Annotated in this window: 17 protein-coding genes; 4 read left to right on the forward strand and 13 right to left on the reverse strand. The window is 58.9% G+C overall.

What is annotated here, in order from left to right; genetic code table 11:
- Positions 1-70 precede the first annotated feature (70 nt).
- The 8 genes from FNT36_RS23145 to uxuA all read right to left on the reverse strand — a co-directional run bounded on the left by FNT36_RS23145 (position 71) and on the right by uxuA (position 15,320).
- The gene (locus tag FNT36_RS23145) at positions 71-1,576 is read right to left on the reverse strand and encodes a xylulokinase (RefSeq protein WP_144852738.1); all 1,506 of its coding nucleotides are present in this window, start codon (positions 1,574-1,576) and stop codon (positions 71-73) included.
- Positions 1,577-1,585: 9 nt separating this feature from the next.
- A complete protein-coding gene (locus FNT36_RS23150) occupies positions 1,586-3,781 on the reverse strand; it encodes a glycoside hydrolase family 3 N-terminal domain-containing protein (RefSeq protein ID WP_144852740.1) in 2,196 nt (731 codons plus the stop codon).
- Positions 3,771-5,723, reverse strand: coding sequence for a sialate O-acetylesterase (locus tag FNT36_RS23155; RefSeq protein ID WP_144852742.1), 1,953 nt, complete (start codon positions 5,721-5,723; stop codon positions 3,771-3,773). The genes FNT36_RS23150 and FNT36_RS23155 overlap by 11 nt, the downstream gene beginning before the upstream one ends.
- A 125-nt stretch (positions 5,724-5,848) precedes the next feature.
- Entirely contained in the window at positions 5,849-7,801 is a 1,953-nt protein-coding gene (locus FNT36_RS23160) for a RagB/SusD family nutrient uptake outer membrane protein (RefSeq protein ID WP_144852744.1), read from the reverse strand.
- 12 nt (positions 7,802-7,813) lie between these two features.
- A complete protein-coding gene (locus tag FNT36_RS23165) occupies positions 7,814-10,933 on the reverse strand; it encodes a SusC/RagA family TonB-linked outer membrane protein (protein ID WP_144852746.1) in 3,120 nt (1,039 codons plus the stop codon).
- Positions 10,934-11,006: 73 nt separating this feature from the next.
- Complete coding sequence (locus FNT36_RS23170; RefSeq protein ID WP_144852748.1) at positions 11,007-11,849, reverse strand: SDR family NAD(P)-dependent oxidoreductase; 843 nt, start codon at positions 11,847-11,849, stop codon at positions 11,007-11,009.
- A 33-nt stretch (positions 11,850-11,882) separates the two neighbouring features.
- Entirely contained in the window at positions 11,883-14,003 is a 2,121-nt protein-coding gene (locus FNT36_RS23175; protein WP_144852750.1) for an alpha-glucuronidase family glycosyl hydrolase, read from the reverse strand.
- A 78-nt stretch (positions 14,004-14,081) separates the two neighbouring features.
- Entirely contained in the window at positions 14,082-15,320 is a 1,239-nt protein-coding gene (gene uxuA, locus FNT36_RS23180) for a mannonate dehydratase (RefSeq protein WP_144852752.1), read from the reverse strand.
- A 310-nt stretch (positions 15,321-15,630) separates the two neighbouring features.
- Here uxuA and FNT36_RS23185 point away from each other — a divergent pair, with 310 nt between their 5' ends.
- The 4 genes from FNT36_RS23185 (at position 15,631) to FNT36_RS23200 (ending at position 19,889) form a co-directional block, all read left to right on the forward strand.
- Positions 15,631-16,812, forward strand: a complete 1,182-nt coding sequence (locus FNT36_RS23185) for a LacI family DNA-binding transcriptional regulator (protein WP_144852754.1) — start codon at positions 15,631-15,633, stop codon at positions 16,810-16,812.
- A gap of 83 nt (positions 16,813-16,895) precedes the next feature.
- Positions 16,896-17,894, forward strand: coding sequence for a DUF1028 domain-containing protein (locus FNT36_RS23190; protein ID WP_144852756.1), 999 nt, complete (start codon positions 16,896-16,898; stop codon positions 17,892-17,894).
- Between the two features lie 177 nt (positions 17,895-18,071).
- Entirely contained in the window at positions 18,072-18,668 is a 597-nt protein-coding gene (locus tag FNT36_RS23195) for an FMN-dependent NADH-azoreductase (RefSeq protein WP_144852757.1), read from the forward strand.
- Positions 18,669-18,794: 126 nt separating this feature from the next.
- Complete coding sequence (locus FNT36_RS23200) at positions 18,795-19,889, forward strand: alpha/beta fold hydrolase (protein ID WP_144852759.1); 1,095 nt, start codon at positions 18,795-18,797, stop codon at positions 19,887-19,889.
- A 109-nt stretch (positions 19,890-19,998) separates the two neighbouring features.
- On the opposite strand, the gene FNT36_RS23205 is transcribed toward FNT36_RS23200, so the two are convergent.
- The 5 genes from FNT36_RS23205 to FNT36_RS23220 all read right to left on the reverse strand — a co-directional run bounded on the left by FNT36_RS23205 (position 19,999) and on the right by FNT36_RS23220 (position 25,051).
- On the reverse strand, positions 19,999-20,970 hold the full coding sequence (locus tag FNT36_RS23205; RefSeq protein WP_233636171.1) for an acetamidase/formamidase family protein: 972 nt from the start codon (positions 20,968-20,970) through the stop codon (positions 19,999-20,001).
- A gap of 189 nt (positions 20,971-21,159) precedes the next feature.
- Positions 21,160-22,230, reverse strand: a complete 1,071-nt coding sequence (locus tag FNT36_RS25720) for a chorismate mutase (RefSeq protein WP_233636172.1) — start codon at positions 22,228-22,230, stop codon at positions 21,160-21,162.
- Positions 22,231-22,338: 108 nt separating this feature from the next.
- Complete coding sequence (locus tag FNT36_RS25725) at positions 22,339-23,187, reverse strand: prephenate dehydrogenase (protein WP_233636173.1); 849 nt, start codon at positions 23,185-23,187, stop codon at positions 22,339-22,341.
- 82 nt (positions 23,188-23,269) lie between these two features.
- Positions 23,270-24,478 (reverse strand): pyridoxal phosphate-dependent aminotransferase, encoded by a 1,209-nt coding sequence (locus FNT36_RS23215; protein ID WP_144852763.1) that lies wholly within the window; start codon positions 24,476-24,478, stop codon positions 23,270-23,272.
- Between the two features lie 72 nt (positions 24,479-24,550).
- Complete coding sequence (locus FNT36_RS23220; protein ID WP_144852765.1) at positions 24,551-25,051, reverse strand: DUF2199 domain-containing protein; 501 nt, start codon at positions 25,049-25,051, stop codon at positions 24,551-24,553.
- Between the last annotated feature and the right edge of the window lie 3 nt (positions 25,052-25,054).

Consider the following 25,054-nt stretch of genomic DNA (forward strand, 5'->3'; position numbering starts at 1 on the left):
CTAACCTTTGCATTAAAAAAGAGGGAGAATCTATTGATGGCGCGGGGCCGCGCCCTACACCATTGTTGCTTTATGCCAGCAGCAATTCCGCTGGCCGGGTTTCGCGGGCTAGCAGGGTTTGCCAGTCGCTATAGGTTTGCTGATACTGCGCCTGCAAGGCGGGGGTGGGCTCCATAGTGCTGATGCGGGCGAGGCCATTGAAAGCCTCTTTTGGGCTGGCATAAATGCCCGCCCCGATGCCCGCACCGCGGGCCGCGCCCTGGGCCGCGTCGGTATCGTAAAGCTCTAAGGTCACGTTGCCGCAGTTCACGAAGGCCTCGCGGAACACCGGCGAGAGGAACATATTGGCGTGGCCGGCGCGCACGGTTTGCACCTGCACGCCCGAGGCGCGCATGATGTCCATGCCGTAGTTGAGGGCGTACACGATGCCTTCTTGCGCCGCCCGAATGAGGTGCGGCTGGCCGTGAATGTTGAATTGCAAGCCGTGCAAACTGGCCGCGGCGGGCCGATTTTCCAGAATACGCTCGGCACCGTTGCCGAAGGGTAGGAACAACAGGCCATCAGCCCCTACCGGCGCCTGGGCGGCCAGCGTATTCATCTGGTCGTAGGGCAGGTTGCCCACCACTTTGCGCAGCCAGCTATTCAGGATGCCGGTGCCGTTGAGGCACATCAGCACACCGTTTTTGGGCTGCTCGCGGGTGCTGTTCACGTGCACGAAGGAGTTGACGCGCGAGCGCGGGTCGGCAGTGGTGGTTTCGTTGATGCCATAGACCACGCCGCTCGTGCCGCCGGTGGCCGCCACTTCGCCCGCGTTCAGCACATTGAGCGAGAAGGCATTGTTGGGCTGGTCGCCGGCGCGGTAGCTAATGGGGGTGCCCGCCACCAAGCCTAGGGTCTGCGCAGCTTCGGCCGTGAGGCGGCCCTGAATGGCGAATGTATCGACCACTTCGGGCAGCAAGTCGGCACTGATGCCGTAGTAATCGAGCAGCTCCTGCGCGATAGCTTGCTTCTTAAAATTCCAGAATACGCCCTCCGACAAGCCCGATACGGTGGTTTGCATCTGGCCCGTGAGCTGGTAGGCGAGGTAGTCGCCGGGCAGCTGAATCTTGTGAATCTGGGCGTAAATCTCCGGCTCGTTTTCGCGCACCCACTTCAGCTTGGAGGCCGTGAAGTTGCCGGGCGAGTTCAGGAAGTTTTCCAGGCAAAATTCCTCACCTAGGTCAGCAAATGCTTCGTTGCCAATCTCCACGGCGCGGCTATCGCACCAGATGATGGCGGGGCGCAACACGTGGCCGGCCTTGTCGAGCAGCACCAGCCCGTGCATTTGGTACGTGATGCCGATGCCGGCCAGCAGCGAGGCGTCGAAGCCGTACTTAGCCTTGAGCTGCTGGGTGGCGTTGATGACTTCCTGCCACCAGCGCTCGGGGCGCTGCTCGGCCCAGCCGGGCTGAGGTACGTCCATACCCATTTCGGTAGTGGGCGTGGTAGCCGCAGCCACGCAGCGCCCGGTGGCGATGTCGAGCAGCGAGGCTTTAATGGAAGAGCTACCGATATCGTAGCCGAGTAAGTATTTCATATTGAATAACTACTTGATAGTTAATACTGCTGATGCTGGCTTGGCGGCCCCTAGGGCCAGGCTGCGGGCCGAGGGTAGCGAGCCACCCACCCACACCGTAACCGGGCCGCTGGGCGCTACCGCCTGGCCCTGAGCATTTACCTGCGCCAGCATGTCGGGCGTGAGCGTGAATTTGACCGTCTGGCTGGCGCCTGGCGCGAGGCGCACGCGCTGGTAGCTTTTGAGGGCGAAAAGCGGCGTTTGCGCGCCGGCTTTTTGCGGGTGCGTGAGGTAGAGCTGTACCACTTCTTCGCTGGCCATAGCGCCGGTATTTGTTACCGTGGCCGTCAACTCAACCGGCTTATTTTTAGCTGCTTTAATTGTCGAAAGCTTAGCACCAGAGTAGGTAAACTTACCATACCCTAGGCCAAAGCCGAAGGGGTACATCGGCTCGGCCTCTAGGTAGCGGTAGGTGCGGCCCTTCATGCCGTAGGCTTCGTAGGCGGGCAGCTGAGCGAGGCTCTTAGGAAAGGTAACCGGCAGGCGGCCCGAGGGTGAGACCTTGCCAAACACGAGGTCGGCTACGGCGTTGCCGCCTTCCTCGCCGGGGTACCAGGTCAGCAGTACGGCGTCGGCTAGCTCGTGCACTTCGCTCAGGTTCATGGGGCTGCCGCCGGTCACGATGGCCACAATGGGCGTCTTGCTGCCCTGGCGCAGCTTGCGCAGGAAGTCGATTTGGTTTTGGGGCAGGTTGTAGTCGAGTCGGTCGCCGGCGTGGGCCGAGGCGATAGATTCGCCTTCTTCGCCCTCCAGCACACCCGTGATACCTAGAACTACCAAAATGGCATCGGTTTGCTTGGCTTCGCCGGTAGTCCAGTCGATGGGGTTGATGTTGGGCCGGTCGAGTAACGCACCTTGCTTGTACTCAATCTGCGAGCCGGGCTGCACGGCGCCCACTAGGCCTTCCAAGATGGTGCTCATCTGGCCGTTTACGCCGTAGTAATTGCCGAGCAGCGCCTCCACGCTAGTCGCGTTGGGGCCAGTCACGAAGTACTTGCCGAGGTCGGGGCGTAGAGGCAGCACGCCGTTGTTCTTGAGCAGCACCATCGACTTGAGGGCTACTTCTTTGGCCAGGGCGCGATGGGCGGCACTGTTCACTACTTCCGGCCCGAGCTTATCGTAGGGCGTGGCATTTTGCCCGTCGAAAAGACCTAGCTTGAAGCGCGTGCGCAGCAAAATGGCGAGCGCGCTATCGACCTGGCTTTCTTTGAGCAACCCCTGCTTCACGGCCTCGGGCAGCTTGGTATAGGTGTCACCGCAGTTCAAATCCACGCCGCGCGAGAGGGCAAGCGCGGCGGCTTCGGTCTTAGTCTTCACCGTTTTGTGGCCCTGGTACAGGTCATCGAGTGCGCCGCAGTCGCTCACTACGTGTCCTCGGAAGCCCCATTCTTTGCGCAGCACTTGGCTGAGCAAAAATTCATTACCGCAGCAAGGCTCGCCGTTGGTGCTGTTGTAGGCGCACATCACGGCTTCCACGTTACCCTCTTTCACTAGCGCTTTAAAAGCGGGCAGATAAGTTTCGCGTAAATCCTGGGCCGAGGCCTCGGCGTTAAACTCGTGGCGCAGGCGCTCGGGGCCGCTGTGCACGGCATAGTGCTTGGCGCAGGCCGCCACTTTCAGGTACCTAGGGTCGTTGCCCTGTAACCCTTTAACAAAGGCCACCCCTAGACGGCTCGTCAGGGTCGGGTCTTCGCCGTATGTTTCCTGGCCGCGGCCCCACCGCGGGTCGCGGAAGATATTGATGTTGGGCGTCCAGAACGTGAGGCCGCCGTACTTCACGTAGTGGTTTTTGGCGATGGCGGCGTTGTACACAGCCCGCGCCTCGTCCGAAATGGCAGTGGCTTCGCGCAGCGCCAGGTCGTCGTCAAACGTAGCTCCGAGGCCGATGGCCTGCGGAAACACCGTGGCCGGCGCCGAGCGGCCCACGCCGTGCAGCGCTTCGTTCCACCAGCTGTAGGCCGGGATACCTAGGTGCGGAATGGCCGGGCTCTGGTCAAGCATTTGCTGCGCCTTTTCCTCCAGCGACAATTGCTTGATGAGGTCGTTGACGCGGGCGTTCAGCGGCTGCTTGGGGTCGCGAAACAGCGGTATCGCCTGGCCGTGGGCTAGGTGCCCTAGGGCTAGCAGCGCCAGGCCGGGTAGCAGGTGCAGGAGCTTAGAGCGCATCGGTCTGGAAGGTTGAAGCGGGCAAGCCAGCTTTATTGTAGAGCGCGGCGTTTTCGGGATTGTCGGCCCAGGCGTAGCGCACAGCGGTGGGCTGGGCCACTTGGTCACTCCACACCACTACTTTGTCGCCTTCGATGCGGGCTTGCGCCCACACGAACTTCTTGTCGGCCCCAGCTACGGCGAAGCCTGTGAGCGGCCCATTGCCCTTAGCTACCAAGCTGCTGCCAGGGTCGGCGAAGGTGAGCGTGACCTTATTACCAGCGGCTTTAGCCGATTGGAAGAGCGGGCCAGCGGCCACCACCTTGTTGTCGCCGTACGCCACTTTCTCGGCGGCCAGGGCTAAGCGGTGGCCCACGGTCTGCTTGTCGAGGGGGTGAATGTCGTTCCACTCGCCTACGTCAAGCAGCACGGCCATGCCGGTATGGGGAACGGCTAGGGTACGGCGCTGGGCATCGCGCACGGCCGCCCAGCCGCTTTCGCTCGGCTCTTTGCGCACAGCCTGGAAGTTGGGCAGCTGCGCGTAGATGAACGGCAGGTTGGGCTGCTGCAACTGCTTGCGCCAGTCTTGGATGAGGCCGGTGAGCAGGGCCTGGTAGTCGTCGGGGCGGCCAGCGTTGCTTTCGCCTTGGTACCAGAGCACCCCTTTCACGGCGTAGGGCCGCACCGGCGCTATCATGCCATTATAGAGCCCGCCCGGCTGGTACTGGAAGGTGGTAGTGCCCGGCGTGGGCGGCATGGTAGCGCCCAGCTTGTACTGCCAGTTGCCTTTTAGGTCGATGGTTTGGCCACCCGACACCAAGCGGTACTCCTTGCCCATGGTGAAGCCGCCGCGCCCACCGTTGCTGATGAGGCGCACCGTGATGATGTTCTTCCCAGCTTTCAGGATGCCTGGTGCAAAATCATACTTGCGGGGCGGGTACTGGTAGCCGGTGGTGCCCACCAGCTGCCCGTTGATGTACGTCGAATCGGCATCGACCAGCGTACCCAGCTCCAGGCGCGCGGGCTGGCCTACCATCGCGGCCGGCACGTCTACCTCCTTCTTAAACCATACTACGCCGTTTACCATACCTAGGGGCGTTTGGGTGGCCCAGTAGCCGGGCACGGCCATAGTGGCCCAACCAGTGGCGTCGTAGGTAGCGGCGCTCCACTTGGGCTGGCCGGGCTGCTCGCCCTGGTCGGTTTGGTGCAGACGCTTGTACCAGTCGGCCACGGCCGCACCTTCGCGCTGCCGGGTACCGGCCACGAAGGCGCTGTCGCGGTAGGGCGCTACTTGCTGTTCGTACTTCGGAAACTGCTTCAGGGCATCAGCGCTCAGCCAGGCCTCGGCCGGCGAGCCGCCCACCGCGTCCTTTATGATGCCCACCGGCACGTTGTACTTCGCTTGCAGCTCCTTAGCAAAGAAGTAGCCCACGGCCGAAAACTTGAGCACGCTTTCGGGGGTAGTGCTTACCCATTTGCCGCCGGTGAGGTCAGTCTTGGGGCTGGTAAAGGCGTACGTTAGCGGCACCTCAAACTGCCGGATGCGCGGGTTGTTGGCCTGCGCTACTTCCTGCGGGTACTTATCACGCACGCGGCTCATGGGCGTCTCCATGTTCGACTGGCCCGAGCATAGCCACACGTCGCCTACCAGCACGTCTTTTACTACTAGGTGGTTGCTGGCGTCGATTTTCAGCTCGTAAGGGCCGCCGGCCTTTTGGGCGGGTAGCTGCACCTGCCACTCGCCCTTGGGGCTGGTGGTGGCGCTGTACGTCTTGCCCTGAAAGCTCACGGCCACCTTTTCGCCCGGCGCGGCCCAGCCCCACACGCGCAGGGGCATATCGCGCTGCAGCACCATGCCGTCGCTCACGAGGCGCGGCAGGCGCACGGTAGCCTGGGCGGTGGAGGTAACCAGTAAGCCAAGTGAGGCGCCAAAGAGGCCTAGTAATTTCCCGTTGAGAATCATGTTTTTATAAACCAAAGCCACTCAATACAGTACCCCTTCATAAATAAGCCCCGATTTCGAGGCGAAATCGGGGCTTATTTTCTTATTCAGAGCCAGCCTTTTTGATAGCCAGTTCTTTCACCAGCTTATTGGTAATTAGGGTTCTGGTAAGCAGCTTTCACACTGGCATCTACGTCCAGGCGGTCGAGCTGGAACTGCGGGATAGGACGCAGGTAGTGATACGGCTGAATAGTGCGCGTAACAGTGGTCGGGGTATGGTCGCCATAGTTAGTGCCCCCGATGCGGTAGGTACCAGCCAGCTCATTCCATTTCTGCGTGCGTACTAAGTCAAACCAGCGGTAGCCTTCGCCAAAGTACTCGCGCGAGCGCTCGGCCAGGATGTAGTTGATGTCAATAGTGGCCGGCGTAGCCGCTACCATTGCCGCGCTGTTATCCTGCGATTTAACTACGTTGCCATTGTTGTCGAAACGCCACTTGCCGGCACGGGCCCGAATGACATTTATCAAATCCTTAGCAGTCTGCCCGGCTTTGGTAGTAGCGCCTTTCACAGCGGCTTCGGCTGCTACGAAGTACAGCTCCGAAAACTTGGCAATGTTGAAAGGGCGCGTGCTACCGGCATTCGGCTGGCCTAGGCCCGTGCCATTGTCGGTGCGGTAAGGGCCAAGCTTCCAAAGGCCCGGGTACACAATACGGCTGATGCCAAGCGGAGAAACGACGTAATCGGCCCGGTTGGGCAGCACACCCGCACCAATATTGCTAGCGCCGGGGCCGCTGGGATAGGTAATAGCGGTAGCAGGCTCTGAGCCTAGGAAGGTCAGAATTGCATCGCCGGGGGCAACCGGCAGGTTGTTGGCGTTGTACAGGGTCTGGGCCGTAACGCCGGCTTTGGGCCAGTTGCCACGATACGTCGTGGTAAAGGTGCCGTCGAAGCGAGAGTCGTTCGTCTTGTCGGCAAAAGTGTTCTGGATGGCACCAATGGTCGGGGCCATGCGCGTCCAGGGGCGGCCTAGCGGCTGCACGGCTTCCCGCTGCACCGACGATACCGGGCCCGAGCCGTTAGAACTGCTAGCGCTTCGGATGTTGGGATAGTTCCAGGTCAGCATCCAGCCGGCAAAGTTGTCGGGGGCACCGCCGCTACCAAAGGTGAGGCTGCCGCCATTGTAGAGTTCGCTGGATTCGGTGTGGTCCGCAAATAGCAGTATCTCAGCATTGCGGTCGTTCGTACCGAGGTTCACATCGTAGTACGTGTTCTGCAGGCGGAACGGGCCGGGGCTGTCGATGCCAGCCGTGGCCACGTCGTAGGCCTGCTGGTAGTAGTACTGGGCGGTGCGGCCGGCCGGGTCAGTGCGCTGAGCCGCTGGGTAGGTTGGAATATTGTTCGGGTTTTCCAGCCACCAGGCGTAGGTCAGGTAGGCTTTGGCCAGGTAAAGGCGGGCCAGCGTTTTGGTGGCCCCTCCTATTACCCGCGGGTTCGCCGGCAAGTCGTTTATAGCTTGCAGCAAGTCGGGGAAAATAGCCTTGGTATACACCTCGGGCACCGTGTTGCGGGTAGAGGTCCGAACCGGATTGATGTTGAATTCCAGCTCGCCCGAGCCCAAATCCAGCGGGACCCCGCCAAACGTCTGCACCAGCATGAAGTAGTCGAAGGCGCGGAAAAACCGTGCCTCGGCTACCAGAGCGGCCGAAATGGTGCCTACTGCACTGGCATTTTTAATAACGCCATTAGCCGTGTTGATATTCGGAAAAGCCGCGCCCCACAGGGCATCCGCCCGGCTGTTATTGGCGGTGAGTTGCGCCCGGCCGGAGAGGTCCATGGCCAGGAAGTTTTCGTCGGCATCCCGGCCGTAGGTTACTTCATCGGTGCCCGTCAGGGTAGAGTTGTAGTAGTAGGCTTGGCCGTAAATGTCGCGCAAGTGCGCGTACATCGCGGTCAATCCTCCTTGCACGCCTCTTTCCGTTTGGAAGAAGCCCGGCTCGTAAATACTCCTAGGCTGCTCATTCAGCAGGTCCTTGCACCCGGCCGCAGACAGGGAGAGGGCGGCGGTGCTAATTAAGAATTGTAATTTAAAACGTTTCATTTTTAGCGCTGCTTAGAAAGTGAGGTCCAGACCGCCGAGGAAGGTGCGGGTGGCTGGGGCGTTGGTGCCCAGCGTCAGGATGCGGCGGAGGTTGAAGTCAAGAGGCACGGCCGCGTTTTCGTTGCCATTCGAGTTGGTTTCCGGGTCCATACCCGACTCCTTTTTGTAAGGCGAGAAAAACACAAAAGGGTTCTGCGCCGTCACGTACAGGCGTAGGCGGCTGATGCCGGCCTTCTGCATCCACGCGCTGCTCTGGAAGTTATAACCCAGCGAAATGGTGCGCACCTTGAGGTAAGAAGCATCGAAGTAGCCTAGCGTAGAGGCATACTTGGGGTTGTCGCCACTCGTCAGCCCGCCGGGCTTGGGGTATTTAGCTCCGGTATTGTCCGGCGTCCAGTAATCAACTTTTACGTTGCCACGGCGGCCGCTTAGCATGTTGAGGTAGCCACCCGAGCCATAGATAGTGCTGTTGAGGAGGCCGCCGTTTTGGAAGACGCCCACGACGGACAGGTCGAAGCCTTTGTACGCCAACCGAGTGTTGAAACCACCTAGGAAGTTGGGGTTCACATCTAGAATCTGACGGTCGGCGGAACCAATGGCGCGGGTGGGGCTACCATCTGCGTTGTACGTGCCGGTGTATTTCACCTTAATCATGCCGGGGTTTCCGCCGGGCTCCAGAATGTTCAGGTACTGGTCGCCTTGCTGCCACAGGCCCGTTCTTTCGTAGTCAAATACTACGTTGATGGGTTGGCCCACAAACCACCAGTTTGCTTCGTCGCGCTGCTGGGCGCCTGCCAACGACGTAATCTTGTTGCGGTTGGCATATAGGTTGACGCCCGCTTCCCAAGTCCAGCCATTGACATTGTCCAAAATCACTCCATTCAAAGAAAGCTCTATGCCTTTATTTTGAGTGGAGCCAATATTGGCCGTGTAGCTGCCCACACCCGAGGTAGAAGGCAGTCCTAACCCGAGCAGCAGGTCTCGGGTGTTGGTAACGTAGTACTCTACGGTACCGGAGAGACGGTTTTTCAGAAGCGAGAAGTCTACCGCGTAGTTCCACGTTCTGGAGTATTCCCAACCTAGGGCAGGGTTAGGCAACTGGGTCACATACAGGCCCGTCTGGTAGTCGGTAGGGCCGAAGTTGTAGGGCCGGGTGCTCAGAAGACCCAGGGTAGAATAAGGGTTAACGGATTGGTTAGACGTTATGCCGTAGCCAGCCCGCAGCTTTAGCATGTTTATGGCCTCAACTCCCTGCATGAACCCTTCTTTGGCTACGTTCCAGCCAGCTGATACGGCCGGGTACGCATTCCATTTGTGGCCTTCGGCAAGGCGAGACGAGCCGTCCGTACGAACCGTAGCGGACAGCAAGTACCGGTCGTCGTAAGAGTACATCACCCGCCCCATGTAGGACAGCAGGCCGAATTTAGAATACTGCTGGTCGCCGGGGTTTACCGTGATTTGACCAGCGGCCAACCCTATGTTATAGAATTGGAAGGCATCGGAAGGAATATCCCGGCCATTGACCTGCGAGCGATTGAATATATTGCTGGAGGCAGAATACAAGGCTAGCGCATTAATATTATGCTTCCCGCCAAAGGTGCGGTCGTAGGACAGAATGTTTTCGACGGTGTAGTCCGTCGTGACCGAATTGCTGACGGAAGCCGTGGAAGGAGTAGTTGGGGTGACCGCGTTGATACCCTGCCCCGTATAGCTGCCGCCCTGGCTCTGCCGGTAGTTTACACCTAGGTTGATGCGGTATTTCAGTCCTTCTACGCCCGGTATCTTCAACTCACCGAAGATGGCATTGTAGGTAGCCAAGCTTCTAGTTTGGCTTAGCCATGTGTCCCGGTTGGCCTCCACCACGCCGCGGGTAGTAACCCAGTTTTCATCCAACGGCATTTTGATGGTTCTTTTCAGCGAACCGTCGGCGTTGTACGGGTTGGCGATTGGTGAAGAACTCAAGGGACCGTATATCCCTATGTTGCTGCCTTCCGACAAGCTATAGGTATTATTGGTCGTGAAGCCTAACCGGACGTATTTGCCAACACTCTGGTCCAACGTGCCGCGGATGGAAAAACGGGTGTACTGCTGGGTCGGGATTACGCCTTGCTCCTTATAGTAGCCAGCGTTGAAGTTGTAACGTCCAGTTTCTGTACCGCCGCTCAGGCCTACGTTTTGGTTGTTTTGAATACCGGTCCGGTACAGCAAATCCTGCCAATCGACATCTACATCATTGGCCTCATCTACGCCATTGGTATAGATACCCGCTGCTTTGCGAAGCGCCACGAACTCGGGCCCGTTCATCATGGGGTATTTGGCAAACAAGGTTTTCACGCCTACAAAGCCGCTGTACGTCACTTGCGGCTTCTGCCCTTTGCTTCCCCCTTTAGTGGTTACCAGCACCACGCCGTTGGCCCCGCGCGAGCCGTAGATGGCCGTGGCCGAGGCATCCTTCAGGATATCAATCGAAGCAATGTCATTGGGGTTGATGTCCCCAATGGAGCCCGGGAAGGGAATACCGTCCAGCACTACCAGGGGGTCGTTGCTAGCCGTCAGCGAGCGCGTTCCGCGGATGCGGATTTGCGGGCTGGCTCCGGGCTGGGAAGAGCTCTGAGAAATCTGCACGCCTGGCAGGCGGCCCTGCAGGGCCTGCCCAATATTGGCCACCGGCACTTCGCGCAAGGCATCTCCTTTGATGGAAGCCACTGAGCCCGTTACCGCCTCGGCCCGCTGCGTGCCGTAGCCGATTACCTTCACTTCTTCCAGAGCTTGGTTTTCGGCCTCTAGGCTCTGGGTTATGCTGGTGCGGTTGCCCACCGGCACTTCCTGCTTCGCGTAGCCGACAGAGCTAAGCACGAGCACGCTATTGTCGCTGGGTACGCTGATGGTGTATTTGCCATCTACATCGGTGGTGGTGCCGGTCGTGGTGCCTTTCACCACTATCGTTACCCCTGGGATGCCTTCGCCGTTGGCAGAGGTGATTTTACCGCTTACCGTGTGGGCACCCGCCACTTGGGCGTAGGCCACTTGGGGCAGCAGCGGGGTAAGGCTGCCACCTAGTAAGATTAGCGGCACCAGCCGCGACCATTTCGCACTATTAAGCCGCCGAAACGAAGGTATGGGTGTATGCATGGGTGGGAAGTTTGAAAAATAAAAAGTGAGAACTGAAGCAGAGTAGCCCTGATGAGGGCGGTAGCGAAAGGCGTTAGAAGCCAATAGAATTACCGCCATCAACCGGCAGTGAGGCGCCGGTGATATAGCGGGCGGCATCGGAGGCCAAGAACACGGCCGCGTGGCCGATGTCGGCGGGCTTGCCAAACTTGCCCATGGGTGTGCGGCGCATGGCGCGGTCGCGGCGGTCGGGGTCCGAGTTCATGGCCGTACGGCTCATCTCGGTTTCGATAAAGCCGGGGGCGATGGCGTTCACGCGCACGCCGTGCTTGGAGAATTCCGAGGCCAGCACCTTTACCATACCCTCCACTGCCGACTTGGATGCTGCGTAGGCCACCACGCGGTCGATGCCGTAGTAGGCAGCCATCGACGAAATCATGATAATTGTGCCGCTGCCGCGAGGCACCATGCGCCGGGCCGCGGCACGCGTGAGCGCAAATACGGCGTTGAGATTAGTGTGAATGATGCGGCTGAAATCTTCGTCGGTTACTTCTAGTGCCGGCTTTTTCATGTTGATGCCAGCATTGTTGACTAGGATATCGAGCGGGCCATATTCGGCTTCAATCTGCTCAATCAGCGTATCGGTGCCGCCTAGGTCGCTCACGTCATTCACCACGAAATGCGCACCTTCCCCCAGCTCGGCGACTGACTCTTGCAGCACCGCTTCGCGGCGGCCCGTAATAATGACCGTGGCCCCGGCCGCCACCATGCAGCGGGCTATTTCGAAGCCAATGCCTGTGCCGCCCCCTGTGATGAGCGCCACCTGCCCGGCCAGCGAAAAGACTTGGAGCCCCGGCTGCGAGGCGGGGTCGGCAATGGCCAGTGTGGTCCCGTTGGTAGCCGAATGACCGTTGGAGGTAAGGATAGAAGTAGCCATGATTGAATTGGCAGTAGACTGTTAAATAATAGATTACCTGAGCTGGTAGAGATTAACAAGGTCTTTGACCTCGGCTAGGGTGCGGGTGGGAGGAGCCAAAGGCGCGGGCAGCGGCTGCCGCGCATAGGTTTGGAAATAGAGCACGCAGGCATCGCGCCACCACAGGGCTTCTTTGCGCTGGGTTTGGAGGCGAGCCGTCACATCGGCGTGCAGGGCGGGGTCGAGTTGGGGGCGCACCTGGGCCCACTGCTTTTGCAGCCACAGCACCGAGTCAGCCCCGGTGTAGTAGCGGGTGGCTAGCTCGTTCCAGAGCGTGCGGCCGGTGCTGAGGCGCTGGTTCCAGCCCACGTGGTGAAACCAAAGCAGGTAGTCGAGCGGGCAGGTTTGCGGGTTGCCCCACTGCTTTTGCACCTCGGGCTTGTACAGCGCCAGCGCATTGCTGCCCGTGGCAGTGCGGTCGAACCCTAGGCCGATAGAATCAGCTTTGTGGTAGTACACGGCCGTCCAGTCGGGCCGGCCCGCCTTGGCCAGCCAGGGCTGCGGACCGAAGTGAATACTTTCGCCCATGATGTGGTGCAAGCCCAGCGGCGTAGTATAGCGCACGTAGATGTTGCGCGACTTCACCAGCATGTCGGTGAGGGTACGCACAGCGGCTGGCTCGGTGGTCAGCGTCATCTTGGTCCACTCCTGGGCAATGGCTGCGGAACTCAGCGTATGGTCCCAGGCTAGGCGACCAAAGGCGTACCAGTTGGCCTGGCCCACTGGGTGGCCGGTCCAGTTGCGGTCGCTGCCGATATTGGCCACACCTGCGATGGCGCTTAGTGCATGCTGGTCCACGGTGCCATCTACCACCTTAGCCACCGTCGAGCCAGCGCCCTTAGCGTAGGTGTCGGCTTCTAATACTTCTTTGATGAGCGGCCCTAGGTACACCAAATGCGTGGCAAAGCCCAAGTACTCCTGCGTGAGCTGTACTTCCAGCACCAGTGGTGTTTTGGGCATGGCCCCAAACAGCGGGCTAAATGGCTCGCGGGCCTGAAAGTCAATCGGACCATTCTTGACCTGCACCAACACCTTAGGGTCAAACTTGCCATCGAGGGGCTGAAACTCCTCGTAAGCCTGCTTGAAGCGGTCGCCGCTGCCGGCCTTGTACACGAAGGCGCGCCACATCACTACGCCGTCGTGACGACCTAGGCTCTGGGCCAGCATGTTGGCGCCATCGGCGTGGTTGCGGTTGTAGTCTTGCGGGCCGGGCTCGCCCTCCGAGTTAGCTTTTACCAGAAAGCCGCCGAAGTCGGGAATGGCTTTGTACAGCTCCTCACTCTTGGCGGCCCACCACTGTTTTACCTGCGGGTCGAGCGGGTCGGCGGTGGGCAGGCCACCTAGGACTTTGGGTGCTGCCCAAAACACCGACAGATACACCCGCTGCCCATAGGGCCGCAGCACGCCCGCCAGGGCGGCCACCTTGCCGATGTACTCGGCCGTGAGGTAACGCGCGCTGGCATTTACATTGTTGATAACAACACCGTTGATGCCAATCGAAGCATTGGCGCGAGCGTAATCGGTATAACGCGGAGCGAGGCCCTCGGGCAATTGATACCACTGCCAGATGCTGGAGCCTGCGTAGCCGCGCTCGATGGTGCCGTTCTGGTTATCCCAGTGGTTGAGCAAACGGTAATCAATGCGCGGGTTGCTGCTGAAATTTACGCCAGCCAGCGACTGGCGCGTCTGCACCTGCCGCAGCAGCGCAAAGGCGCCATAGAGTACGGCAACCTCCGTACGACCCGTGATTACGAGGTTGTTCTTTTCCGAAAAGAGACGATAGCCTTCCGATTTGAGCGGCTGGCCGTTGGCGCTGGCCTGCTTATCGACACGCAGCACAACGCCGCCCGTGCGGCTACCTGCCGTGCCCACCACTGGCACAGCTTGACCTAGGAGTCCGCTCAAACCGCGCTGTAGCTCGCCGCTGGCGGCTTGCAGCGTGGGGCTGGTGCCCGCGCTAGCTATAAACTGCGCGCTACGCGCGTACTGCTGCCGCGCCGCAGCGTCGGCGATGCGGTCATACTTCAGCCACAGCCGGTAGCCGTCGTCGGCCCGAGCAGGGGCAACAGCAGCCACAGTCAAAAGAAGAAGTAAGAACACGTTGCGTAGCAACATGGCGGAATGGGTGGGAAAGAGAGCGAGATAACGCTGAACGACAGCAAGTAACTGCCAATCAGTAACTAAATAGGGTTATTAGCCAGCAGCTACTAGCTGCTGGCTAATGGTAGTATTGGCTTCGGCTAGCGCGCGGCGCACGCCGTATTCGAGGCCGCGCAGCTCAGCCAGGCCCTTGAGGCGGCCGATGGCTGAGTAGCCCGGGTAAGTCTTTTTGTGGAGGTCGTCGAGCATCTGGTGGCCGTGGTCGGGGCGCATGGGCAGGGCCACCATTTCTTCGCCGGCTGCCTCTCGGCGGAGCTCCTCGGTTACCAGCGCTTGCACCACGGCATACATATCCACATCGCCGGCTAGGTGAGCCGCTTCGTGGAAGTTGCGTGGATTTTCCTCGCGCTTGGTGGTGCGCAGGTGCACAAAGTGAATGCGCGAGCCAAAGCGCGCTATCATGCCGGGCAGGTCGTTGTCGGGCCGCACGCCTAGCGAGCCAGTGCAGAAGGTGATGCCGTTGGCGCGCACGTCGCAGGCGGCGAGCAGGCTCTCTAGGTCTGCTTCCGTGCTCACTACGCGGGGCAAGCCCAGCAGCGGGAAGGGCGGGTCGTCGGGGTGAATGCAGAGCCCAATACCTACTTCCTCAGCCACCGGCGCTATTTGCTGGATGAAGTAGTGCAGGTTGGCCGTGAGCGTGGCAGCATCAATGGCTTTATACTCGTCTAGGTAGGCCTGAAAGCTGGTCAACTCAAATGCCTCTTCTGAACCGGGTAGGCCCAGCAGCGTCGTGTTGGTAAGTTCGGCCACTGCCTTGGCGCTCATGCCGGCAAATTGTGCCCGAGCGGCTTCAGCTACGGCGGGCTCGTAATCGGCCTCCGCGCCGGGGCGCTTCAAGATGCAAAGGTCGAACACGGCAAAGTCCTGCCACACGAAGCGCAGCGCACGGCTGCCATCGGGCATTTCGTAGTGCAGGTTGGTGCGCGACCAGTCGAGCACCGGCATGAAATTGTAGCACACCGTGCGAATGCCACAGGCTGCTAGGTTGCGCAGGCTTTGCTGATAATTGGCGATGTACTGGTCGCGGCTAGGACGCCCTTTTTTAATGTCTTCGTGCACGGGTAGGCTCTCCACCACAGCCCAATGCAGAGGCGCATGCGTGGCATTGTCGGCTTCAATGAGTTGCTGACGCGCCCGAATAGCAGCCACCGGCCACTCGACACCCACGGGCAACTGGTGTAGCGCCGATACCACACCCGCACAGCCTGCCTGGCGAATGTCGAAAAGCGAAACCGGGTCATTTGGCCCGAACCAGCGCATGGTGTGCAACATAAGAAGCCTTCTTTATATAATTCTATTTATTCAACCATCCTAGCAAGCCTATTTTCCAGGTGAGTGAATACTCACTATAGATAGCATTACCGTAACATAGCTCAAATGTACAGGCTGTGCGAGTTCACTAGTGTAGCTAAAAAGCTCTGCTACAAGCAAATTTTAAATAAAAACTATCGGTATCGTTTTCGCAAACGTTTTCGATAGGCAGATAGCTTGAAAATATTTTTTCGCGCAGTACATTCGCTTGTGCTTGTTTAGATACGATACCACTCTTTAGATTATCCAGCTCTTTTTCCCACCCTGCCCAATGATTAACTGTGTTAAATGCAGCCGGCCCGATGCCGTGCTCAAAGCGGGCTTTGTGCGCGGGCGCCAGCGCTTTTACTGCAAAAGCTGTGAGTACCATTTCACGGAAGAAAAGCCGGCTGCACCCGAACGGCGACGCCGCCAAGCCACCATTGCCGACGTAGCCAAGCAGGTAGGTGTAGCCCTTTCTACCGTGTCGCGGGCGCTGAACGGACATAGTGATATCAGCCCCACCACACGCCAGGCTATCTTAGAAGCTGCCCGCCAGCTCGATTACCAGCCTAACCTATTGGCCCAGAGCCTTAAGAGCCGCGCCACTTCTACCATTGGGGTCGTTATTCCTGACATAGAGCGGCCGTTCTTTGCCACCGCCGTCAGCGGTATTCAGCAAATAGCTACGGAGGCCGGCTACCGGGTCATGATTTGCCAGTCGAAGGAGTCCTATCAGGCCGAGGTCAGCAACGTGCAAGCCCTCATAGCTAGCCGTGTTGATGGGCTCCTGATTTGCCACTCGCGCGAAACCGAAAACTTTGACCATGTCAAGGACCCCGCTCGCCGGGGCATTCCGGTGGTTCATTTTGATAGGGTGTGCAACGAGGTGAATAGCGCTAAGGTGATTCTTGACGACCGCCTAGGTGCCTATAACGTGACCGAGCACCTGATTGAGCAGGGGTGCAAGCGCATTGCCATTTTGGCGGGGCCGGCGTCGCTGCTTATTAGCCGGCAGCGGCAGGCGGGCTACCTCAGTGCGTTGCGCAAGCATGGCCTACCCGTGGAGGATGCGTTGCAGGTGCACATCGACTTTCGACCGTCCTCGGCCGAGGCGTGCTTAGCAACGTGGCTGGCAATGCCCGAGCCCCCCGACGGCATCTTTGCCATCAACTATACCAATGCCTTCGATTTGATACTGGCCCTGAAGCAGCGCGGCTTGCGGGTGCCGGAGGACATGGCTATCGCTGGCTTTGGCGACGAGTTTCTAGCCAACCTCATCGAGCCGGGCCTGACGACCGTTGACCTGCACCCCTACCGTATTGGGCAGCAGGCCGCCAGTCTTTTCCTAGAGCAAATGGCCCAGAAAGAGCAGTTTGTGCCCCGCACCTGCGTCATTGCCGGCGACCTGATGATTCGGCAATCATCGTTAAAAAACCAGAGCAAGGCTAGCCACGCACCCAAGGCGGCCTAGAGTCACTGCGAAGTATCCAGGCGGGTTTCTAGCCGACGCGTAGCGCCGGCCTAGCTTCTGCTGCCTATTCTTTTTTATTGTTCATGCTACACAAGCTACTCCTTGCTTGCTGCACCCTGCTCCTATTTGGCCGCGGGGCTGTGGCCCAATCTATCTACTCGGCTACTGACCCGCTGGCCCACACGTTCAGCATCGTGGCTCGCGACCCTAAAACCGGCGAAATGGCCGTAGCTGTACAAAGCCACTGGTTTTCGGTAGGCACCAGCGTGAGTTGGGGTGAAGCAGGCGTGGGCGTAGTCGCTACGCAATCATTCACTAATAAGTCGTTTGGTTTGCGTGGGCTGGCGCTGCTAAAGAGCGGCAAGTCGGCCCAGCAGGCGCTCGACGAGCTACTAGCCGCCGATGACGCCCGCGAGGTGCGCCAAGTCGCTATCCTAGACAACCAGGGCCGCGTGGCCACTCACACTGGTAAGAAATGCGTGGACATGGCCGGTCATCAGCAAGGAACGCAGTTTTCGGTGCAAGCTAATATGATGCTCAATGCTACTGTGTGGGGCGCCATGGCCAAGGCCTACGAAGCCAGTGCTCCCCTACCCCTCGCCGAGCGCGTGCTGGCGGCCCTCGACGCGGCCCAGGCGGCGGGCGGCGACATTCGGGGGCGCCAGTCGGCAGCGCTGCTCGTGGTGCGCGGCACCACCACCGAAGGCCCCTGGGCCGACCGCCTCGTGGACTTGCGCGTGGATGATGCTGACAAACCGCTGGTAGAGCTGCGCCGCTTGCTTAAGCTGCATCGCGCCTATGACCATATGAACGCTGGCGACCTAGCTGTGGAGAAAAACGACATGCCCACCGCCATCAAAGAGTATCAGGCGGCCGAGAAGATGTTCCCTGGCAATCTGGAAATGAAGTATTGGCACGCCATCACGCTGGCCAACAAGCAGCAGGTGCCCGCCGCACTGGCACTGCTTAAACCTATTTTTCAGCAAGAGCCTAACTGGCGTACGCTCACCGAGCGCTTGCCCAAGGTAGGCTTACTCACGGTGTCACCGGCCGAGCTAAAGCAGATTCTGACCTTGAAGTAAGGAACGCTTGTAGGGGAAGGACTTACCAAAAGGTAAGCGAAATAGCGCTAACAATAACTGGCCTAGGGTAGTTATCGGCCTGACTTATCTTAAAAAACTCAACACTAATCACATAAGATATAAAAATATATCTTTTTATATCTTATTGCTTGCCGCACCAGCGGCTTTTACCAACCTATGAACATCCTGCATATCATCTCGAGCCCGCGCAAGGGCGAGTCATACAGCATCAAACTCGGCAACGGCCTAGTAGAGAAGCTACAAGCTACTAACCCTGGCAGTACCGTGAAGGTCCACGACCTAACCAACAAGCCTTTCCCTCACGTAGAGGAAGCTCACCTGCAATCCTTCTTTACGCCCGCCGAAAGCCGCACGCCTGAGCAACAAGAGGCCGTACGCCACTCCGACGAGGCCATTGCCGAGATTATGGCTGCCGACACTATCGTGATTGGGGCACCACTCTACAACTTCGGCATTCCCTCGACGCTCAAGGCGTGGGTTGACCACATTGCGCGCGCCGGCGTTACGTTCCGCTACACTGCCGACGGCCCCGAAGGCCTAGTAAAAGGCAAGAAAGTATACGTAGCCATGTCGAGTGGAGGCATCTACTCGGAAGGCCCTACGGCTGGCTACGACTTCGTGGCTCCTTACCTGAAAGCCGTTCTTGGCTTCCTGGGTATGACTGACGTAACTGTAGTCCGCGTAGAAGGCACTGCTTTTCCCGATTTGCAGCCTACAGCCCTCGAAAAAGGCCTGGCTAGCGCTAACATCTAGCGCCTAGGTACCGCCAACCAGGCGGCAAAACGTAAAAGGCGGTCAGCAGCGGCTCTGGGTAAGTACATCTACCTAGAGCCGCTGTTGCCCGCCTTTTACGTTTATCTTTTCTCATAATAGCTTGCTATGCGCCAGTTTTTTACGCTACTGTTCCTGCTGCTTGTGGGCGCCGCCCAAGCCCAGCCTAAGGCCGCCCAGGTGCTGCACCACTTCTTCACGCTTACCAACTTCAAAACTGAGGGCGGCGCGGTGCTGCCGCAGGCACGGGTGGGCTACGGCACCTACGGCCACCTCAATGCCAAGCGCGATAACGCGGTGCTGCTGCCCTCGCACTACATGGCTGGTCACCGCGGCTACGAGTGGCTCATTGGCCCCGGCAAATGCCTCGATACGACCAAACTATTCCTGGTCACCACTGAGCTGTTTGGCAACGGCAAGTCGTCATCGCCCAGCAATACGCCAGAGCCGTTTCACGGGCCGCGCTTCCCGGTCATGACCATTCGCGATAACGTGCAGGCGGTGCACGAGTTGCTGACTAAGGAATTAAAAATAACGCACCTGCGGGCGCTAATTGGTTTTTCGATGGGTGCGCAGCAGGCGTTTCAGTGGGCCGTGAGCTACCCCACGTTTGCCGACCGCATCGTGGCTACGTCGGGCACGGCCAAAAACTACCCGCACGGCGTAGTGCGCCTTGAAGGTCAGATTGCGGCCCTCACCGCCGATGCCGCTTTCAACAATGGTGACTACACCGCGCCGCCTACCAAAGGCCTCGAAGCCTTCGCCACCGTCTGGACCGGCTGGCTGTTCTCGCAAGAGTGGTGGCGCAAAGAGCTGTGGCGCAGTGACGAAAAGCCTAACGCCACCTTTGAGCAAGTGCTGAATAACTACCGCACGCACTTCATCCCCGGGGCCGATGCCAACGACCTCATTGCCCAAATGCGCACCTGGGAGCACCACGACGTGGGCACCACGCCCGGCATGGGCGGCGACCTGAAGAAGGCCCTAGGTAGCATCAAAGTACCCATCTTGTACATGCCTTCCGAAACCGATTTGTACTTCCCAGTAGGCGATGCGCGCTACGAAGCCGCCTTCATTCCGGGCGTGCAGTTGCTGCCCATTCCGTCGTTGTGGGGCCACACCGCCGGCGCCGCCAGCAACCCCGCCGATGCGAAGTTCTTGAATGATAATATCGGCAAATTTTTGGCGGGCAATTCAAAATAACTACGCTTGTCATGCAGAGCGCAGCGAAGCATCTCGCGTGATGTAGTAATCTCTGCGCAAACAGCGGTGCGAGCGAGATGCTTCGTTGCGCGCTGCAGGACAAGCGTAACTACTTCGCTTTTTGCTTCTTAAAAATGCCTTTCGGCAGCAGCATATGAGCGCCGCGAGTACCATCTACCACCTGCGTCAGGTTGAGGTCGCCGGCTACGCTGCACAGCATGTAGGCGTCGTCTTTGCTGAGGCCTTTGTTTTTCATCAGGAAGTCTATCATTTCGCGCAGCGCCTGCTTGGAAGCGAGGGTGATGTCTTCATTGAGACCCATGCTGATGTACTGGGTCGGCGTTTCGGCGCGAGGCATCTCCAAGTGCATGTCTTTGTGCACAATAAATTCTAGATTGCCCACCAGCGAGGTTTCCAGTGCCGTGATATCTACCTCGCCATTACCCTGCCCAGCGTGCCCATCGCCCACAAAAAAGAGCGCACCTGGCGCGTGCACCGGCAGGTAAAGCGTGGTGCCCACCACGAGGTCCTTGTTATCGAGGTTGCCGCCAAAGATGCCGGGCGGCGCGCTGTTGACGCGGCCCATCGTGGTGGGCGGTGCTACGCCCATGCTCCCAAAAAACGGCCGTAGCGGCACCTCAATATTGGGCGCAAAGTTGGCCACCATACGCTTGGCATCGAGCGGAATGATGCGCATTTTGGCGTAGCCAAAGTCCTCGGGAATGAAGCCACTCTTGGGGCCGAAGGCGTTGTAAGCGTAGGGAATCGCTAGCTCGATGGCTTTGATGCGCACCTCTAGCACATCGCCTGGCTCGGCGCCTTCCACATATATGGGTCCCGTCAAGATGTGCCCGCCCGGCCCTTTGTTGGTCACTTTATTAGTAATGTCACGCAGCGACTGCTCGACCTGCGCCGCAGGCACGCCCGCGCCTTCCAGCCGCGAAGGGCTCGATGTGATGAGCGTGTGCACCTGCACCGTTTCGCCTGACTTGATGCGCAGCACGGCCGGCGCGGCCGCGTCGTAATAACCCCAGGCCACGGTAGCAGGCGTAGCTAGCAACTCATGCTGAGCTTTAGGCAAGTGCTGGGCATGGGCACTTCCAATCACTAAAAAAGCCGCGAGTGCAGCGGCAAACCTGGTAGTTATTTTCATCCTGAAAAATACAGTCGAGAGTGCTATTAGAGGACGAATTGATAAAAAAGGGGGGGCTAGGTAGTGAAAAAACAGTTTCACTACCTAGCCCCCCTTACTTTCAAAAGAGATGAATTTCTAGCTATTCATCACTTTCTCTTGGCGCAGCACCGACTCTAGGTGAACTGCTTCCATGTAGCGCTCCACGAATTCTTCGGTCAGGCCCACTTGTGCGCCTTGGCGCTTGCTGCGCTCTAAAATCTCGTTGAGGCGGGCGGTTTGCAGGATGGTAATGTCGTTGTCCTTCTTGTATTGGCCGATTTTTTCGGCTACGGCCATACGGCGGCCCAACAGCTGCATTACCTCGGCGTCGAGGTTGTTGATTTGCTCGCGCAGGCCGGCTAGGGCGTTCACAAACTCGGCCTTATCGGTGGTTTCGTGGCGCCACACGAGGTCGGTGATGAGCTGCTTCAGCACCTCGGGCGTGATTTGCTGCTTGGCATCGCTCCACGCGTTATCGGGGTCGATGTGGCTCTCAATCATGGTACCGTCGAAGTCGAGGTCCAGCGCCTGCTGGGCCACGGCGAACAGCGTATCGCGGCGACCGCAGATGTGGCTCGGGTCGTTGAGGATGGGCATGTCGGGCATGCGGCGCTTCATCTCAATGGGCAGGTGCCACATGGGGGCATTGCGGTAGTCGGTGTTGCCATAGCTCGAAAAGCCGCGGTGCACCATGCCAACCTGCTTCAGACCAACCTTTTGCAGACGCTCGATAGCACCCACCCACAGCTCTAGCTCGGGGTGAATAGGGTTCTTCACCAGCACCGGAATATCCACACCGCGCAGCGCGTTGGCGATTTCCTGCACCGAAAACGGGTTGCCGGTGGTGCGGGCGCCCACCCACACGAGGTCCACACCGAAGGCGAGGCAGTCCTCTACGTGCTTGGCGGTAGCCACTTCCACGGCCACGGGCAGGCCGGTGAGTTCGCTGGCTTTCTTGAGCCAGGGTAGGCCCTTGGCCCCTACCCCTTCAAATCCGCCGGGCTTGGTGCGGGGCTTCCAGATGCCAGCGCGCAGGGCTTGCACTTTGCCGGTGGCGGCGAGGCGCTGGCAGGTTTCGAGTACTTGCTCTTCGGTTTCGGCCGAGCAGGGGCCCGAAATGAGGAAGGGCTTGTCTTCGGGCTTGCGATTGAAAAGGTCGTTGAACATGGGGTGTTGGGTTGATTAAGTAGTTTAAAAGTGTTGGCTTAGTAGATAAAGAAGCATTTACCCTAGGTGGCGTATCACGCTAAAGCAGCTAGGCAGCTTTCTCTTCTTTCAGGGAATAATCTTGCGAATGGCGTTGGCGTGCTCTAGCTCGGTGGTCAGCGCGGCGTAATCTTCCTGTACTAGTAATTCGCGCAGCTTCTGCAACTGGTGCAAATGCTCGTCGAGCACGTCGAGCACGTTTTCACGGTTTTGGCGGAAGATGGGTACCCAAGTGGCCGGCGCGCTCTTGGCTAGCCGCACCGTGGAGGCAAAGCCCCCACCAGCTAGGTCAAAAATGCGCTGCTCGCCGCGCTGCTCTTTCTCCAATACCGTGAGTGCCAAGGCAAACGACGTGAGGTGCGAAATGTGCGACACGTAGGCCGTATGCAAGTCGTGGTCGGCGGCGCCTAGGTGCAGCACCCGCATGGGCAAGGCCTGAAACAGCGCTTCGACCATAGCCACAGCGGCGGGGTTGCTGGCTTCGGCATCGCATACTACCAGCGTCTTGCCTTCGAACAAGCCGCGCACGGCCGCATCGGGACCTGAGTACTCGGTGCCGGCCATGGGGTGCACCGCCACAAAGCGGCTCCGGCGCGAGTGGTCTGCCACGGCCGCCAGTAGGTTGCCTTTGGTCGAGCCCACGTCGATAACGGTTTGCTGGTCGGTCACGAGGTCGAGCACCTGGGGCAGCACCGCGAGCATGGCATCCATGGGCACGGCCACGATGATGAGGCTAGCCGGCGCCACGGCCGTCCCTAGGTCGGTCTCAATTTCATCGACCAAGCCTAGCTCTAGAGCCCGGCGGGCGTAGGGAGCATGGTTTTCTACCCCAATAAGCCGGTCGGCCAGGCCGTGCTGCCGCAGGCTAAGCGCCAGCGAGCCGCCGATAAGACCTAGGCCGATGATGGTGATAGTCATTGTTGAGGATATTTCAAGTAGTCTGTCATACAGCGCGCAGCAAAACAGCTTGTGTGCTGACGTTCAGAGGCATTTTTAATTACTACGCCACGCGAGATGCTTCGCTACGTGCTGCATGATTAGTGGATTGCATATCAGCTTTCACCCGCTCCAGCGCCTCGCGCAGCACGCTCTCGGGCTGGCAAAGACTGGCCCGGATGTAGCCCGCACCATTGCTGCCGAAGATGCCGCCGGGCGTGAGAAACACACGCGCCTCGGCCAGCACGGCGTCGCTGAGAGCGTAGCCATCGGCATAACCCGGTGGCACGGCCGCCCAAATGAATAGGCCTACCTGGCCAGGCGCTGGCGCGCAACCTAGGGCCTGCAACAGTTCCACTACCAGTTCACGGCGGGCGCGGTAGGTAGCGTTTAACTCCGCAAACCACTCGTCGCCGAGACCCAGAGCCGCCACGGCCGCTTGCTGAATAGCTAGGAACATGCCCGAATCCATGTTGCTTTTGAAGCGCAATACCTCAGTCAGCCAGTCGGCGCGTCCTACCAGCATGCCCACGCGCCAGCCGGCCAGGTTATGGCTTTTGCTGAGTGAGTTCAGCTCTAGAGCTACCTCCTTAGCGCCTGGTATGCTGAGCAGGCTCGTGGGCGGCGTTTCATTCAGCACGAAGCCGTACGGGTTATCGTGCACCAGCATGATGCTATGCGCGGCCGCAAACTCAACCAGCTGTTGCAGAAACTCGGGGCTGGCCGCCGTGCCGGTGGGCATGTGCGGATAGTTGACCAGCATCATCTTCACGCGGCTTAGGTCGCTCTTAGCCAGCGCGTCTAGGTCGGGCAGCCAACCAGTATCGGCCGTTAGGTCGTACTCGCGCACCTCGGCCCCGCAGATTTCGGCCACCGCCCGGTAGGTCGGGTAGCCGGGGTTAGGAATAAGCACTGCGTCGCCGGCTTCTAGAAAGGCCATACCAATGTGCATCAGGCCTTCTTTGGAGCCAGCCAGGGGCAGCACTTCGGTAGCGGGGTCGAGGGCCACGCCATAGCTTTTTTGGTAGAACGCGGCCATGGCTTGGCGCAGGGCCGGCGTGCCTTGGTAGCTCTGGTAGCCGTGGGCATTGGGCTGGGCCGCGGTGGCACCTAGGGCCGCCACCACACCGGGGTGCGGCGGCAAATCGGGGCTGCCGATACCTAGGCTGATGATATTGACGCCGGCGGCATTAAGGGCGGCTATCTCGCGCAGCTTACGCGAGAAATAGTATTCGCCGGTATTAGCCAAGCGGCTAGCGGTGGTGACTTGCATTAGGGTAACTAACTAAATTATAGCGCGATGCTGAGCAAGAACTGCGTTGTTAGACTTAAAATGGGTGACTGCTTAACCATGCAAAAGTGATTCTACAATTTTCTGCACTTGCATCAGGGTGACACCATTGCGCTGGTCGAGTGTTAGAGGATGGTTTTCCTCGAAAACCTCTACTTGTGGTATAGTGCCTACTGGCTGGGTGTGCACCCAAGTCTTACAATTGACAGTGTTCTCATAGCTAGGAATTTCAGTTTGTAACCAGCCAAAATATGGCTTCTCCTGCACGCGTAGAGGGTCATTCCACAATTCCTGAGACCGCATAAAACTCTCTTCACTAAGCGAGGTCCACACGTTCCAGACAAAATTCTCAGGGTAGTCGATTATTGGAATCTCAATTCTCCCGCGGATAAAGAAGTGCTCTTCGTCGACTACGCACCAGTCCGTTGACATTTCAACACGCGCTTCTCGTTCTTCCGCAGGAACACTGTAGTAATACAGAGGAACTTCGGCGCCGAAGCACAACGGCAATTCTTCATGATATTGACCGCAGGTTGCACACGTAAAACCAGGCATCGT

Source organism: Hymenobacter setariae (assembly GCF_007713685.1).
Taxonomy (GTDB): domain Bacteria; phylum Bacteroidota; class Bacteroidia; order Cytophagales; family Hymenobacteraceae; genus Hymenobacter; species Hymenobacter setariae.

What these genes read in the sequence shown, in the direction of transcription:
- FNT36_RS23145 (WP_144852738.1), bottom strand. Translation starts at nt 1,576, where the DNA reads ATGAAATACTTACTCGGCTACGATATCGGTAGCTCTTCCATTAAAGCC.
- FNT36_RS23150 (WP_144852740.1), bottom strand. Translation starts at nt 3,781, where the DNA reads ATGCGCTCTAAGCTCCTGCACCTGCTACCCGGCCTGGCGCTGCTAGCC.
- FNT36_RS23155 (WP_144852742.1), bottom strand. Translation starts at nt 5,723, where the DNA reads ATGATTCTCAACGGGAAATTACTAGGCCTCTTTGGCGCCTCACTTGGC.
- FNT36_RS23160 (WP_144852744.1), bottom strand. Translation starts at nt 7,801, where the DNA reads ATGAAACGTTTTAAATTACAATTCTTAATTAGCACCGCCGCCCTCTCC.
- FNT36_RS23165 (WP_144852746.1), bottom strand. Translation starts at nt 10,933, where the DNA reads ATGCATACACCCATACCTTCGTTTCGGCGGCTTAATAGTGCGAAATGG.
- FNT36_RS23170 (WP_144852748.1), bottom strand. Translation starts at nt 11,849, where the DNA reads ATGGCTACTTCTATCCTTACCTCCAACGGTCATTCGGCTACCAACGGG.
- FNT36_RS23175 (WP_144852750.1), bottom strand. Translation starts at nt 14,003, where the DNA reads ATGTTGCTACGCAACGTGTTCTTACTTCTTCTTTTGACTGTGGCTGCT.
- uxuA (WP_144852752.1), bottom strand. Translation starts at nt 15,320, where the DNA reads ATGTTGCACACCATGCGCTGGTTCGGGCCAAATGACCCGGTTTCGCTT.
- FNT36_RS23185 (WP_144852754.1), top strand. Translation starts at nt 15,631, where the DNA reads ATGATTAACTGTGTTAAATGCAGCCGGCCCGATGCCGTGCTCAAAGCG.
- FNT36_RS23190 (WP_144852756.1), top strand. Translation starts at nt 16,896, where the DNA reads ATGCTACACAAGCTACTCCTTGCTTGCTGCACCCTGCTCCTATTTGGC.
- FNT36_RS23195 (WP_144852757.1), top strand. Translation starts at nt 18,072, where the DNA reads ATGAACATCCTGCATATCATCTCGAGCCCGCGCAAGGGCGAGTCATAC.
- FNT36_RS23200 (WP_144852759.1), top strand. Translation starts at nt 18,795, where the DNA reads ATGCGCCAGTTTTTTACGCTACTGTTCCTGCTGCTTGTGGGCGCCGCC.
- FNT36_RS25720 (WP_233636172.1), bottom strand. Translation starts at nt 22,230, where the DNA reads ATGTTCAACGACCTTTTCAATCGCAAGCCCGAAGACAAGCCCTTCCTC.
- FNT36_RS25725 (WP_233636173.1), bottom strand. Translation starts at nt 23,187, where the DNA reads ATGACTATCACCATCATCGGCCTAGGTCTTATCGGCGGCTCGCTGGCG.
- FNT36_RS23215 (WP_144852763.1), bottom strand. Translation starts at nt 24,478, where the DNA reads ATGCAAGTCACCACCGCTAGCCGCTTGGCTAATACCGGCGAATACTAT.
- FNT36_RS23220 (WP_144852765.1), bottom strand. Translation starts at nt 25,051, where the DNA reads ATGCCTGGTTTTACGTGTGCAACCTGCGGTCAATATCATGAAGAATTG.